We start from the raw sequence: 13,333 nt of genomic DNA, 5'->3' as shown, positions 1-13,333 counted from the left end.
CTTTGGTGTTCTGAAAAACGTAAACTAAGTCAGCTATTCCGTAACAGTGACTTGTTACCAAACCACTCGCGAATAACCGCCGTCCACGTTTCTCTTTCTTCTTCCGTATTCAATTGTCAATGAACAGGGCTTTCACCCACACTCAAAAGAGTAAATCACTCACCAACTCAATCATTTCCGATCGAGCCTGAGCGATCAATCCTTTCGAGGAACTCAAGAGCGCATCGTGCCGTCGCCGGCAGCGCCGTCGCTCTCGATGAGCTGGGTTATAGGCCTGAGCCCTCCAACCGTCAACCTGAAAACGACAAAAAAACCCAAAAACATCATCTACCTATGTGTAAAACATACCTAATCCGCAGAAACACGCCGTTTCAATTCCACACCAGACCTGTGGGGGACAATTCCATCCAATTAAGCTCACCTTACGGGAGCGTTGAGGCGCCTCATTTCCCCTTAATACCACCAGCCACTTTCCTGCTCTAACTCCCAGCCACCAGAGTTTCAGGGAGAACATTACAGGAATAGACCGCGATCAAATCAGGCTGCATTCTCTCGAAACGCCTGCAAGCAATCTTCGGAGCAATCCGCGTTCTTTGAAAACTGAATAGTGAATGAGGGGGCATGGTGGTCGTGGTTTATGCTGCTACACCCTGAACTCACAGCAATCCCGACTGGGCAGTGAGCAGACGCCTAGTGAGAAACACCGTCATTGCGTTCGTTTGCGTGATTTTGCGCGAAACAGCGTTTTTGTGCGTTCTTATGTGCACTCACGACAATGGAACAATGCGTTTGGAAAAGCGTAGGGCTATAGCTGGCATCATCAGCACCCCGCGCTCCGGCCAACTGATAGGCAGGACTTATCCTACTTCTATCAAATCTTATCCCCCCAAACCCAAAAACTATCCCCGCTGCAAATGGCTTTTGATCATCAGCTTCAGATTTGGAAAGGCGCTTATGGCGCATTGCGCAGTTTATTTTTGTGTGATCCCCTCCTTCCTGGGAGTTTTAATAGCGGAAATAACGCTGATTTTCAGAGCTTTGAAAGATATGAATGCGTCTGCGCTGGGGTTTGGCTGCTGGGCTGTGGGTGGCACCTGGAATGACACCGAGGATCAAACCCCAATCCGAACCATGCGAAAAGCCGTTGAGCTGGGCATCAATTTCTTTGATGTCGCGCCGGTTTACGGGCTGGGGCATGCAGAAACGCTTTTGGGTGAGGCCCTCAAGACCTTTGAACGTGACCAACTGTATATTGCCACCAAGTGCGGGCTGGTTTGGAACAACCCGGAAAGAGCTGTCAAAAACAATCTTACCAAGACTTCCATTATAGAGGAGGTGGATCAATCACTCGAGCGCTTACAGACAGAGTATATTGATGTGCTGCAGTGTCATTGGCCTGATCCCCATACACCTATTGAAGAGACCGCCGAAGGTTTGCGCGCTGTTGTGGAGAGTGGGAAGGTTCGACATCTAGGCGTCTCCAACTTCTCACTGAAGATGACCAAAGAGCTGATGCAGCATTGTGAGCTGGCAAGCTATCAGGGGCTTTATAACCTTCTGGAGCCAAATGCCACGCATTATCATAATATACCGCTGAGTTACCGTAGTCGTGATGAGATCATTCCGCTTTGCGAGGAGCGTGACCTCAAGTACTTGCCTTATAGCCCATTGATGCAGGGATTGCTGGCAGGAACCTTCAAAGCAAGCGGTAACTTTGACCAAAATGATGATCGCGCCAATAACCCGAAACTGAATTCTCCGCTACTGGAGAAGTATCTCGGCTGTGCTGACGAGTTGAAAGCTTACGCTGAAAAAGCCGGTATGCCTCTGGCCCATCTGGCTATGGGGTGGTTGATGGCGCAGGATGCCGTCGGGCCCATTATTACCGGAGCCTATCAGGAATGGCAGGTAAAAGAGAACATTGCGGTCACAACACGCTCTTACGATGTGGACCTTTTGAAAGGTGCTGAAGACATCGTTGCGAAGTGGGCGCTATCTTAACTTATCGAGATCGAGCCAACAAAACCCGGTTCTGAGGAATTGGGTTTTCACTTCGCAATCCTGAGTAATGTGACTTTATATATGGGCTTTGCCCTCATAGTTTGGTCGACACCATTTAGACGTAGCTTCATCGCCCGGATAGCTTTCTCCAAGAGCAGCATTGGGTTTATGTTCAAACGCAAACCCGATCTCCTTCTCTTTCATCAGTAGAACAAAGAAGCGCTGTTTGACTGTGGAGCTCCAGAGCCTGCCACAAATCTGTTTCAAAGTCTGAGCGAGCATATGAGCCAGATATGAAACTGCGTTCTAACCACAGTTCGCCCTTCAGGTCATAGATGGCAACTTCCCGCCCTCGCATCAAACATCATCGTCACATTACACCTCTCGCCCTAAGGCCGAATGCAACATGTTTCCAAAAGTGTATCGGATCCGGCTTCCCACGGAGCTGAAACTGAGCTGTTCTTACCTTGAATGATATTCTCTGCGCTGCGTCCGAACCTCACCTCACACACTAAGGTTTGCGATGAGAAAGCCATCAATGAGAGAGCAGCCCTACTCACGCGCCTCATTAGGCCTGAAATATCTTCATCTTTGCATAGTCAATACTACATGGAAGAGATTGGTATTCTCTGAAACTGGCGCATTCGAGCAGTATGAGGCCCGAAAATAGAATATGAAGATCACAAGCTTAGAGATGTGAGACAGGTTTTTCGGTCTCTTTGACATTGCTTTGGCAGGATCAAGCAAATCGGCAAAAGCTATCCCCAAGACTAAGTATTTTTACTCTTGTGTGTAATGCATTTAAATTTGTAGGTTTCGCGCACACCAAGTGGTGCCTAACCAATCACTGTCAGCGACGGCTTCTTGCTAAGCCAGATCACTTTCGCTGTATGGCATCGCTATCCATCTGTGCCTCCGCCATGGAGGCAACCGCGTTGCCAGCTTCCGCCCTTTGTGCGTGGAACCCATTTCTGGCAGTGATCGTATAGGCTCGCCCATGAGCTTTCGCGGCAGATGGCTAACAAGCGGATCATGGCTCTTGGTTGAGCTGCTAAATCCACGTGACGTGCGCACTCGGGCTGCATGCGTGGATATCTGCCAATAAACAGGACCAGTATGACTGATCAAACCTGCGCAGATCTTATTCCGGCCCCCGAAGGGCCGTCAAATCTTATTGATACTGATTATGAAGTGGGACAGGACAATATTACACCGCGAATCGCTGGTGTTGCGTTTGACGTCCACAATATCGTTTTCACTATTTCCAGTATTGCGATTGCAATTTTTGTTGCAATTACTCTGCTCTATAAAGACGCTATTGGTCCGGTCTTTGGTGATCTACGTGTTTGGCTCACTTCTAGTTTTGACTGGTTTTTCCTAATTGCCGGCAATATCTTTGTGTTGCTTTGCCTCTTCCTGATTGTGTCTCCACTGGGAAAGGTTCGCATCGGCGGCAGAGATGCAAAACCAGATTACAGCTACAGCGAATGGTTCTCCATGTTGTTTGCTGCAGGCATGGGCATCGGCCTTGTCTTTTACGGCGTGGCTGAGCCACTTGGCCATTTCTCTTCCATCACTTCTGGTAGCAGCTGGGCACCATTGGGCGGTGAAGCGCTGAGTGGTGCGGAAGCAGAGCGCCTTGCCATGGCCTCCACCATCTTCCATTGGGCCCTGCACCCATGGGCAACTTACGCTGTGATTGCTCTTGGTCTGGCTCTGTTTGCCTATAACAAAGGCCTGCCGCTGACTGTCCGCTCTATCTTTTATCCAATTCTGGGTGAGCGCGTTTGGGGTTGGCCGGGTCACGTGATTGATATTCTGGCTGTGTTTGCCACCTTGTTTGGTCTGGCAACCTCTCTGGGTATTGGTGCAGAACAGGCCAATGCTGGTTTGAACCATTTGTTTGGTCTTGAAATCACGACAACAACCAAGGTCATTTTGATCATCGCGATCTCTGCTATTGCACTTTGTTCCGTTGTTATGGGGCTGGATAAAGGCATCAAACACCTTTCCACCTTCAACGTGATCACCGCTGCCTTGCTGCTTGGTTTTGTTCTGTTGGCTGGTCCAACATTGGACATCCTACAGAAGCTGTTCTGGAATCTGGAAGCTTATCTGGAATATCTGCCAGTACTTTCCAACCCAGTTGGCCGTGTTGACGATAACTTCCGTCAGGGTTGGACAACTTTCTACTGGGCTTGGTGGTTCTCCTGGGCACCGTTTGTGGGCATGTTTATCGCTCGCATCAGCCGTGGCCGCTCCGTTCGTGAATTCATGATTTGCGTGCTGGTTATTCCAAGTGTTGTCACCACCCTCTGGATGACAGCCTTTGGCGGCACAGCGATTGAGCTGGAAGCAACTTCTACTCTTGGCAAAATTGCAGGTGCGGCGACTGAAATTCAGCTGTTCGAGATGCTGAGCAACCTGCCACTTGCTGAAATCACATCTGTACTGGGTGTCGTTCTGATCATCACATTCTTTGTGACGTCTTCAGACTCCGGTTCTTTGGTTATCGATACCATTACAGCTGGTGGTAAGGTGAACGCACCGGTTCAGCAGCGCATCTTCTGGGCGTCTTTGGTTGGCCTTGTTGCGATTGCATTGCTGCTTGGCGGTGGCCTTTCCAGCCTTCAGGCGATGACGGTTTCAACCGGCTTCCCGTTTGCGATTGTCTTGCTTGGTGCATGTTTTGCAATCGTCAAAGGTTTGCGTAGCGAGCCTAGATAAGCAAACTTCATACTAAATTCAAAAAGCGGCGGGATCATTTCCGCCGCTTTTTTTGTTTGAAATGATTGCATGTGGGATCGTCGTTTGATCCGCCTACATCAGTGAATGGTCGCTGCCAGCTTCTTGGCATCTACGCGCATGTTGGCTGGAAGCGGGATATAGCCGGATGAAATTGCAGCTCCCCTTGCCTGTCCGCTCAAGACAAATTCAGCAAACTGGCGCGCCGCAGTGCCGGTTCTCACATCAGGGTAGACGTCTTCTGTCACCAACCAAAAGAATGAAATGATGGGGTAAGCACTGGGAGCTTCAGGGTTGTGAATCTCATCAATGGAGAGCGGATCACCACTTCTGCTGACCTCCTCGATAGCTGCTTCTCCGGCATTGAGTGAGGGTGCTACGAAGTTGCCCTTTTGATTTTCGACCAGAGCCATCGGGATCCCCAGTGTGCTGCCAAAGGCTGAGGGGGCGTAGCCGATTGCGCCATTGTTCTCGGTGATCTTGGTCACGACCTCAGAGGAACTTGGCACGAGGACAGCATCTTTCGGGAAGGTCTCCAGTGGCCAGATGCTGGCAGATTTGCCGGACCATGCATTTTCGGCGGTGTACAGGTGCTTGGAGAGGGCGAGGTTTGCACCGCTGGCGTCGCTGCGGCCAACAATGGTGATTTTCAGCTTTGGTAAGCGCAGGTCCGGGTTCACCATGCGGATTTCGCGGTGGTTCCAATATTGGATAGAGCCGTCGAAGATACCGGAGAGTGCGTTACGTGTGAGCTTCAAGTGGCCGACGCCCTCAATATTGTAAAGAATACCGAGCATGCCTGCGGTGATGGGGATCTCCAGCAGTTTGTCCTCTATGGCGACAGGCTCATCGGCAGTATCAACATCGAGGTCTTGCTCCAGGATCGCTTCCAGCGGAGCGCTGGAGACAGCGAAATCGACCTTGCCAGCTTGCAATGCCAACACCCCTGCTCCACTGCCGATCGGATCGTATCGCACTTCGATCTCGGGGTTGGAGGTTTTGAAGAGGCGCAGAGTTTCATTGAACAGGACGTCGGGGTACATGGAGCCCGCTCCGCTCAGTTCCTCGTAGGGTTCTGCCTGGGCGTAGCTGTCCTGAGCCATTGAGGAGTTAATCAGAAAACCGGTTGCTAAAAGCGAAAGGAACGAAGCAGCTAAAATCTGAACGCACAGTTTTGGAGAGATCCGGTTGAGCATGGCACATCTTTCTCGGAGATTTTCCAATATGTAGACGCTGGTGTGCGTCATTTTATGCTGCTGGGCGGCTATATAACCGCCCGCGCAAGGCCCCTCATAACTTAGATTTTATAAAGGCTTTCTCTTTGTGGGCTGCGGTATTCTTTGAAAACTTTATCTATAGAAATACAGCATTGGTTTTGCTTGATCTTAGGGAGAGGTTTACTTCGCTGAGGCATGGTCTGCACACGCAGAAAATCGTACCCAGACAAAGGTGCGGAGGATGGCAAAAAACAAGAAGCCACTTCAGTGGAGCAGCAAGGCAGACACCACCGCACATGAGCACAACAAGCAGGTGCTGAAGATGGTGCGCCATTTGCTGCGTGCGCATGAGACCAGCTGGCTGGTGAAGCAGCTGAAGAAGTGGTCGCCCACGGATTTGCTGCAGCTGTTGACTGCCCTGCCCCTGCCGGACGCACGTAAGCTGTTTGCGCTGCTGCCTATTCGGCCTTCCACCAAGATCCTTGCTGAGCTTTATCCGGATTTTCGGGCTGAACTGCTGAAAGACGGGACGACCACGCGGCTGGTGGAGATTCTCAATACGCTGAAGGAGAATGATCTGGCGGATACGCTGGATGAGTTTCCGCAGAGCTTGCTCGACATCATTGTGCCGCAGCTGGATGCCCGGGCGGAGATTGAGGAGCGGATTTTGCATGGAGAAGATACGGCCGGGCGGTTGATGAGCCGGAAGTTTGTGGCGTTCAACGAGGATTATACGGCGGGGGAGGCTATTGCCGCGATCAAGAGCCAGTATGATCTGGTAGGGCGGTTTCGCACGGTGTTTGTGGTGGATGCCAAGCACCGGCTGGTGGGGCGGCTGGATGTAACGCGGCTTTTAACGCTGGAACCGAAGGTGCGCATTGGGGATGTGATGGACGCCAATGTGCTGGCGGTATCTGCGGAGATGGATCAGGAGGATGTGCTGCGTAAGGCGGCGCAGCGGCAGATCTCCTCCATGCCGGTGATTGATGTTGATGGGAAGCTGATTGGGCGGATTACGACTGAGCAGATGAACCAGATTGTGCGTGAGGAACTCTCGGAAGACCTGATGTTGATGGGTGGGGTTTCGCCAGAAGCACGGCCTTCAGATTCCGTGCCCCGGATCATCAAAGGTCGGTTGCCCTGGCTGATGACAGGGCTGATTGGGTCTGCTGTTGCTGCGCTGGTGGTTGGGTCTTTTGAGGATGAGCTGGAGAAGGCAGCTATTTTGGCGGCGTTTATTCCGGTGATCATGTCGATGGCGGGCAATTCCGGGCTTCAGGCGTCTGCTGTTGCGGTACAGGGGATTGCAACGGGGTCAATCTGGACGGGCAGTACGCTGTTTCGGCTTTGGAAGGAGTTTTGCGGGGCGCTGTCTAACGGCGTGATTGCGGGCAGTGTGCTAACTGTGCTCATCAGCATTGGGGCCGTGCTGTTTGAGATTCATGACCCGGTGTGGCTGGCGCTTACGGCTGCGTCCTCTCTGGTCATCGTCACCACGGTTGCGGCGATGGTGGGGGCAACGGTGCCTGTGGTGCTGGACAAGATTGGCATTGATCCGGCAGCGGCAACGGGTGTTTTTATCACCACCAGCAATGATGTGCTTGGGGTATTGGTTTACTTCACGACGGCCAGTTATCTTTATCTGTAACTTGACGTTCCCTGCTCTACCGGTCCCTACTGCTCCCAGTGAGGGAGGGATTTTTATGGATGAGGAACAGAGTTTCAGCCACAGCGAAGGTGAGGCTGGGGAGTTTGAGGCGCGGGGGTTGCGCAGTTATTTTGAATATCGCGACCTTGGCGTGGCCGATGCCACCAACGGGGCTGTGGTTGCGCATGTGATTAAAGCGCGTGAGGGGCACAATGCGACGGGGCAATGGCATGTGCATGATTGCTCCTTTCAGTTTTATTATGTGCTGAAAGGCTGGGCGCGGTTTGAATATGAAGGGCATGGCATCCGCACGGTGAAGCCGGGGGACTGCGTGGTGCAGCCAACGGGCATTCGCCACCGCGAGATTGAGCATTCTGAGGATTTTGAGCTGATCGAGATCGTCTCGCCTGCCGGTTTTGGCACTCGGGCGGAGGACGAGACTTCTGAGGCCACTGAGGCCTGAAAGCAAAACCGGGGCTTGTGAGCCCCGGCGTTTTTATGAAATCAGCGCTGCGCAGCTGCTGGTTTTGCGCGGCGTGGTCTGTTGCTCTGGCTGCGGTTTGGGCCGCTTTTCTGAGCTGGGCGCGCATTGGCGTTTGGTTTGCCGCCGCGGCCACGACCTGCATTTGGCTTTGCACCGGCTGGTCTTGCGCCTGCCTCACCTGCTGGTTTGCTGCTTTGTGCAGCACCGTTGCGGCCTGCACCACCAGCTGGACGACCAGCACCACCGGCTGAGCGGCCAGCGCCGCCGCCACCACCGCCACCGCCACTGCCACTGCGGCGACGGTTGCCTTGCGGGCGTTTGTGGCGTTTCAGCTGTGTTTGTTCGTTTGCTGGATCGTACGCAGGCATTTCGCCGTCCGCCCAATCGCCATCACCAGACGGGATTTTGCGGCCAATCAGGCGCTCAATATCGCGCAGGTATGGTTGTTCGGTTCCATCACACAGGGAGATGGCAACACCGCTTTTACCTGCGCGGGCTGTCCGGCCAATGCGGTGAACGTACGCTTCCGGCACATTTGGCAGCTCGTAGTTGACCACGTGGCTGACGCCATCAATATCAATACCGCGGGCAGCGATGTCTGTTGCCACGAGGATTTTGATGGAGCCATTTTTGAAGCCATCAAGTGATCTTTCGCGCTGGCGCTGGCTCTTGTTGCCGTGGATGGCGGCTGAGCTGAGGCCTGCTTTGTCCAGATGACCGCTAACACGGTCTGCCCCGCGCTTGGTGCGGGTGAAGACGATGGCGCGTTCGATGTCTTTTTCTGACAGGATTTCCTGCAGGGCAGCTCGCTTTGAGCTTGAATTGAGGAAGCGAACGGACTGCTCGATTTTCTCAATTGGACGGGAGACCGGCGCCACGGAGATTTCGCGCGGGTTACTCTGGAATTCTTTGGCCAGCTTGCGGATCTGGTGAGGCATGGTTGCGGAGAGCAGCACTGTCTGGCGCACTTTTGGCAGTTTGCCAAGAATACGGCGGATGGCTGGCGCAAAGCCAAGGTCCAGCATCTGGTCGGCTTCGTCCAGTACAACGGTTGTTGTCGCGTCCAGCTTGATGCCGCCGGTGCTCATGTGGTCTTCCAGACGGCCCGGAGTGGCGATCACAATGTCCAAACCTCTGGACAGGGCGCGCAGCTGTGGGCCGGGTTTCACACCACCAAAAATAACGGCAGTTGATGGGCCGATATACTGGCCATAGGTGCGCACGCTATCGGCGATCTGGGAGGCAAGCTCACGGGTTGGCGCAAGAATAAGCGCACGGCAGGTGTGCGGCGCTGGTTTTTTGCGGTCTTCTGCCAGACGGGTCAGCAGCGGCAGCACGAAGGCTGCGGTTTTGCCGGTGCCTGTTTGTGCGATGCCGAGGATGTCCTCGCCCGCTTTCATGTGCGGAATTACTTCACGCTGGATTGGGGTTGGGGCCTCATAGCCCTCTTCTTTTACGGCGCGCAGGATAGGCTCTGCGAGGCCAGCTTCGTCAAAATTCTTCACTCTCGTACTTCCAAGATGTGCAGAGCACGCCCCCTGATATGGGATCAGGAAGATGCTCATAGATTAAACGCCAGCATATACCCCGCAGACATACATCTACGCGGCCAGACTGGCTAAAATTGAGATCCATGGAGTTTGAGAGGAGCTTTGAAAGCGACCTAGAAACGCTGCGGACCACGGTGCGTGCCCGTGTTACATCCCACTCGAGCAGGCTGCCTTGCTGAATATATTGCAGGCAGCGGGGTGGCGCTTCAAGCATATGCCCAATAAGCGCGTTGCCTCGGGAGATATAGGTAAATGCGCGGGAATGCAAGGGGTGGGGGGTGAGATGATCCACGCAATGCTCCTCTAACCGCCGTCATCCCGCACTTGATGCGGGATCTAGAATGATTAGCAAAGCCGTCACCCTAAGTCCCGATACAGATCACGCCATGATGGGTTAAGTGTTTCAATTAGCTTCAGTTTCCATGCCCGCCTCCAACGTTTCAGCTTTTTCTCACGAGCGATTGCATCCCCAATACGCTCAAATTCTTCGTAATAAACCAGCTGAGAAACGCCATAGCGAGCAGAAAACGAGGTTGCCGTCTTCTCCCGATGTTCATGAATACGGCGTGCCAGATTATTGGTGACGCCCGTGTAGAGCGTCCCGTTTCTCTGACTTGCGGTGATGTAGATGTAATAGGGCATGCCGTAGTTTGAGAGTGTACGTGCAGATTGCCAATCGCATGATCTGGCTAGGCCTTTATCAGGGGTGATTTCCTACTGGATCCCGCATCAAGTGCGGGAAGACGGCGGTGGCGGCTTTAAGCTCCATGCCCGCCCTCGCCGTCATGCCGGACGAGCGAAGCGAAGATCCGGTATCCAGAGCCCAAATTACAAAGTCAAGCTAATCAGATCCCACCGCACTATCATCAAATTCAACTCGGGCTGTAATCTCAGTCATCGCATAATGAACAAACTGCTTGCCTAGCTCTGTAAGGACATAATCTTCAGTATTATCAAAAGAAGATTTCATAGTATTGCTTCGATTACCTGTCCCTCTAGTAGGCTTGGGTTTTATGAAGTTGCCATAATAATCGGTTTCTCGATGTTGGCGTATTACACCGCCAGTGCTTAGGTCCCTGATTAAGAGCTTATATAGGTCAGCTTCCGCTGAATCTTCACGCACGGGTGACCTTCCCAAGTTGGACCAAATGCTTCCTCGCCCGATTGGACCTTTTCTATAAATTTCACCTATTACTTCGAAATGAAAATCAGAATAACTTTCAAACCAATCTATGAAAAGTTTGACCACATCATCTGATGCGAGTTTGGTTGAAGCTGAGTGAGATAATATATTGCGGACTTTTTGACGCTTATCTTCTGAATCAATCCTGGACCAATTTCGAAAAGCCTTTATCAAAATCGCTTGATATTCATCAGACTCTACACGATCTTTTACTTTCTGATCATTCAAATCAAGTCGCGCCATGATCTCTATTATCGTCTTTTCTTTCTCCTTCAATTCCTCACGAAGCATCTCAATCCATTGCTGCAACAACAGATTTACCTGCTCTTGCTCATGATCTGACCACGCACTCACAACCGCAGACAAGGCCCCTCCTGCAAACGGGACAGCACCGGCAAGTGCTTGAAGACCAGCTTTTGAAAGCTTCTTTCCTGTGCCAGCTTTTTCAATTTTATTCATTTTGATTTTCAATAACTTTTATTAATATACAGTGATACTTTACTATCTCCATCAACAACATCAAGCAGCATGTTCAATTTGGCTACTTGCATTGAAGTTACACAACTTCATTTCTAGTCGAGAGAGAACACATAATAGTCATAAATAAGATCCGTTCCTCGTCATGCCGGACCAGCGGAGCGGAGATCCGGTATCCAGTGTTATGCGTGCTGGCGTTAGTGAGTGTGGCTCTAGATCCCGCATCAGGTGCGGGATGACGGTGGTGGGCGTCATCAGCGTATCCCCACGGCAACACCTTGCCCTCTTCTGCAACTTTTCGTTGACAGTGGAGGCGTTCCATTCCACATTCATATGTGAGGCGTAGAAACCTCTGAAAAGCGGCTACCGCTCCCGTCAACTAGCGGATTTTTTGTGTCTTTTTTCTAAAGGCGCAAACCCTTTGCTATGAGCGGGAGGGCGGTGAATACAACACCTCCTTCGGGGGGGAATAAACTCGCCTGTCTTTTCCAGGTTTCTAACCTCCCGCTCGCCAGTGGGTCGTAGAAAACTCTTTGTCGTGCGGATCTTCAACAGCCAGAAAAGAAGGCTTTGAATATGGACGACACTGCATGCGCCTGTGGCGCCACAAATACTCTTCAAAATGAAATTGACGAAGTAAACATTGCTGTTTCTGATCTTCAGAACCTTGCATACATCCAGCATATGGTGCTGAGCGAGCGGATGAAGAACAGCTGCGAGCGTGATGCTTTGTTCACTCTGCACCATGCATTATCTGACCGCCTAGAGGCACTCAACAAGACCTGCGGAATTTTAACTGATGCGTTGTCCGGTACGTCCTTCCCTAAAGGATTTTCCGGCCACGCGACACGCAGCGTCGCCTCTCCACCAATGGTCAACACCAATACTGTGTCTCTTGATTAGATCACTGTAACCGGCACTCCAAGGGCTGGCAGTACCACCCTTACACAGCCCTTCATGAGTGTCCTGCTGGTCTGCGGCCGGGCGAATTGTGCCCGCAGGCCAGCGTTTTTGCGTGTGGGTTTGTATGGATGTGTTGGTGCGTGGAATTTTGGGTCCCGGGTCTCCGCTACGCTCCGCCCGGGATAACACCAAGAGCTAAGCTGGAACGAGGCCGAGCAGGTTTGGTAGGGTGGTCATGGATTGGAACGGGTGGGCGCCGAAGAGGTTTAGGGGTGCCGGAATGGATTCTGGCGTGTAGGCGAAGCAGCGCATGCCGGCGCTGGCGGCGGCTTTCATGCCGGTGGCGCTGTCCTCAATGACGACGCAGTGCTCTGGGTTGATGTCCGCCCTCTTCGCGGCGTGCAGGAACAGGTCCGGCGCGGGTTTGCTGGCGCCGACATCCGTTGCGGTGAAGACGTTGCCGTCAAACCATGGCAGCAGGCCGGTGATTTCCAGCGTCATGCGGACCGTGAACGGATGTCCGTTGGAGCCGACGCAGATGGGGATCGTTGCGTTAGCGAGTTGTTTTATCACCTGCTGAATGCCGGCAACGGGCTGGACTTCCTTTTCCAGCAGAGCGTTTGATTGCTCGTGGAAGTCTTTATTCCAATGCCTGGGCGCGTTCAGGCCCTGCTCTTTAAGGTAGGCGTCAACCTCGCGGCTGGTTTTGCCGACGAACATCTCCCAGCATTGCTGAAAGGTGAGCGGCGCCCCGTAGGACTGCAGCAAACGGTGCAGAGTGCCGATGTAGAGCGGCTCGGAGTCGACAAGCACGCCGTCACAATCAAAAATCACAAGTTTGGGTGGGACCGATAAAAAAGACACTGCAATATTCCCGAGAGTAAAACCGGAGCCTAGCTTTTGGAGGCGGGTGTGGCAAGCGTGGTTTGATGGGTGGGCCTTGGGCTGTGAATCGGCATGCAAAATTGACCCGGTTAGGTGGGTTATGAGCGTTTAAGATTGACCCACCTGTTTGTTAGGATCCGTGCATTTAGCGCGGGGCATGAACGGGTGATATTGATGGAAAGTGCAGCCAAGATCCGCCGTCTTGTTTTACGGGATGGTCGAAGTGTCCGGTCGGTCAGT

The 13,333-nt window shown here is 52.4% G+C and carries 10 protein-coding genes; 5 read left to right on the top strand and 5 right to left on the bottom strand.

The genetic code is table 11. The annotated features are described in order from the left end of the window. Window positions 1–1,047: 1,047 nt before the first annotated feature. On the top strand, window positions 1,048–2,001 hold the full coding sequence (locus PsAD37_RS06360) for an aldo/keto reductase (RefSeq protein WP_208991735.1): 954 nt from the start codon (window positions 1,048–1,050) through the stop codon (window positions 1,999–2,001). Window positions 2,002–3,117: 1,116 nt separating this feature from the next. Next, window positions 3,118–4,728 (top strand): BCCT family transporter, encoded by a 1,611-nt coding sequence (locus PsAD37_RS06350; protein WP_063295439.1) that lies wholly within the window; start codon window positions 3,118–3,120, stop codon window positions 4,726–4,728. Window positions 4,729–4,826: 98 nt separating this feature from the next. On the opposite strand, the gene PsAD37_RS06345 is transcribed toward PsAD37_RS06350, so the two are convergent. Continuing rightward, window positions 4,827–5,942, bottom strand: coding sequence for an extracellular solute-binding protein (locus PsAD37_RS06345; protein ID WP_063295438.1), 1,116 nt, complete (start codon window positions 5,940–5,942; stop codon window positions 4,827–4,829). A gap of 262 nt (window positions 5,943–6,204) precedes the next feature. Here PsAD37_RS06345 and mgtE point away from each other — a divergent pair, with 262 nt between their 5' ends. After that, window positions 6,205–7,611 (top strand): magnesium transporter, encoded by a 1,407-nt coding sequence (gene mgtE, locus PsAD37_RS06340; RefSeq protein ID WP_063295437.1) that lies wholly within the window; start codon window positions 6,205–6,207, stop codon window positions 7,609–7,611. Between the two features lie 55 nt (window positions 7,612–7,666). Beyond that, the gene (locus tag PsAD37_RS06335; protein ID WP_063295436.1) at window positions 7,667–8,074 is read left to right on the top strand and encodes a cupin domain-containing protein; all 408 of its coding nucleotides are present in this window, start codon (window positions 7,667–7,669) and stop codon (window positions 8,072–8,074) included. 41 nt (window positions 8,075–8,115) lie between these two features. Here the strand turns inward: PsAD37_RS06335 and PsAD37_RS06330 are convergent, their stop codons facing one another. The 3 genes from PsAD37_RS06330 to PsAD37_RS06320 form a co-directional block, all read right to left on the bottom strand. After that, window positions 8,116–9,600, bottom strand: coding sequence for a DEAD/DEAH box helicase (locus tag PsAD37_RS06330; protein WP_063295435.1), 1,485 nt, complete (start codon window positions 9,598–9,600; stop codon window positions 8,116–8,118). A 402-nt stretch (window positions 9,601–10,002) separates the two neighbouring features. Then, entirely contained in the window at window positions 10,003–10,287 is a 285-nt protein-coding gene (locus PsAD37_RS06325) for a GIY-YIG nuclease family protein (protein WP_063295434.1), read from the bottom strand. 199 nt (window positions 10,288–10,486) lie between these two features. Then, complete coding sequence (locus PsAD37_RS06320) at window positions 10,487–11,287, bottom strand: hypothetical protein (RefSeq protein ID WP_063295433.1); 801 nt, start codon at window positions 11,285–11,287, stop codon at window positions 10,487–10,489. Between the two features lie 594 nt (window positions 11,288–11,881). Here PsAD37_RS06320 and PsAD37_RS06315 point away from each other — a divergent pair. Further along, window positions 11,882–12,208 carry a hypothetical protein gene (locus PsAD37_RS06315; RefSeq protein WP_063295432.1) on the top strand — a complete coding sequence of 109 codons (327 nt, stop codon included), beginning with the start codon at window positions 11,882–11,884 and terminating at the stop codon, window positions 12,206–12,208. Window positions 12,209–12,403: 195 nt separating this feature from the next. Here the strand turns inward: PsAD37_RS06315 and PsAD37_RS06310 are convergent, their stop codons facing one another. Continuing rightward, complete coding sequence (locus tag PsAD37_RS06310) at window positions 12,404–13,072, bottom strand: HAD family phosphatase (protein ID WP_208991733.1); 669 nt, start codon at window positions 13,070–13,072, stop codon at window positions 12,404–12,406. Window positions 13,073–13,333: the final 261 nt, after the last annotated feature.

It is taken from the genome of Pseudovibrio sp. Ad37, from assembly GCF_001623075.1.
GTDB lineage: Bacteria > Pseudomonadota > Alphaproteobacteria > Rhizobiales > Stappiaceae > Pseudovibrio.
Note: the sequence above shows the minus strand (reverse complement) of the source record. Positions and strands in the feature narration are given on the sequence as shown.

What these genes read in the sequence shown, in the direction of transcription:
- mgtE (WP_063295437.1), top strand. Translation starts at nt 6,205, where the DNA reads ATGGCAAAAAACAAGAAGCCACTTCAGTGGAGCAGCAAGGCAGACACC.
- PsAD37_RS06320 (WP_063295433.1), bottom strand. Translation starts at nt 11,287, where the DNA reads ATGAATAAAATTGAAAAAGCTGGCACAGGAAAGAAGCTTTCAAAAGCT.
- PsAD37_RS06360 (WP_208991735.1), top strand. Translation starts at nt 1,048, where the DNA reads ATGAATGCGTCTGCGCTGGGGTTTGGCTGCTGGGCTGTGGGTGGCACC.
- PsAD37_RS06335 (WP_063295436.1), top strand. Translation starts at nt 7,667, where the DNA reads ATGGATGAGGAACAGAGTTTCAGCCACAGCGAAGGTGAGGCTGGGGAG.
- PsAD37_RS06345 (WP_063295438.1), bottom strand. Translation starts at nt 5,942, where the DNA reads ATGCTCAACCGGATCTCTCCAAAACTGTGCGTTCAGATTTTAGCTGCT.
- PsAD37_RS06315 (WP_063295432.1), top strand. Translation starts at nt 11,882, where the DNA reads ATGGACGACACTGCATGCGCCTGTGGCGCCACAAATACTCTTCAAAAT.
- PsAD37_RS06350 (WP_063295439.1), top strand. Translation starts at nt 3,118, where the DNA reads ATGACTGATCAAACCTGCGCAGATCTTATTCCGGCCCCCGAAGGGCCG.
- PsAD37_RS06325 (WP_063295434.1), bottom strand. Translation starts at nt 10,287, where the DNA reads ATGCCCTATTACATCTACATCACCGCAAGTCAGAGAAACGGGACGCTC.